The following is a 648-nucleotide window of genomic DNA, read 5'->3' as shown; positions in this document are numbered from 1 at the left end:
TTGAAAAAGCGTTTAAAGGGTGCAGGTTATAATACCAATGTTGGTGATGAAGGTGGTTTTGCACCTCAATTTAAAAGTGCTGATCAAGTAATTGATTTTATTATGGAATCTATCATAACATGTGGTTATAAACCAGGGGAGCAGATTGCCATTGGTTTAGACTGTGCTTCAACCGAATTTTATAAAAATGGTTCATATTTTTATAAAGGTGAGGGGAAATGCCGTGACATCCAAGAACAGGTAGAGTATTTAGTGCAACTTGTGAAAAGTTATCCTATTGTTACAATTGAAGATGGAATGGCAGAGGATGATTGGGAAGGTTGGAAGCTACTCACGGATACAATTGGAGAAAAATGTCAGCTTGTTGGCGATGATTTGTTTGTAACAAATTCAGCACGTTTGCGTGATGGTATTAAAATGGGGGTAGGCAATTCTATCCTCATAAAAGTGAATCAAATTGGTACATTAAGTGAGACACTTGATGCTGTAGAAGTAGCACATAAAGCAGGTTATCGTACTATTATATCTCATCGTTCAGGCGAAACAGAGGATTCTTTTATTGCAGATCTTGCGGTTGCAACGAATTGTGGACAAATTAAAACAGGTTCTCTTGCACGTTCGGATAGATTAGCAAAATACAATCAACTT

1 pseudogene is annotated in these 648 nt (G+C 37.0%); it reads left to right on the top strand.

Going from position 1 to position 648, the window contains the following annotated elements:
• A pseudogene (gene eno, locus ACFIO3_RS14905) lies at nucleotides 1-648 on the top strand (phosphopyruvate hydratase); the annotation flags it as partial.

It is taken from the genome of Bartonella sp. AD328YNZD, from assembly GCF_042196425.1.
The sequence above is the reverse complement of the archived record's forward strand: the minus strand, read 5'-3'. Positions and strand labels throughout refer to the sequence as shown.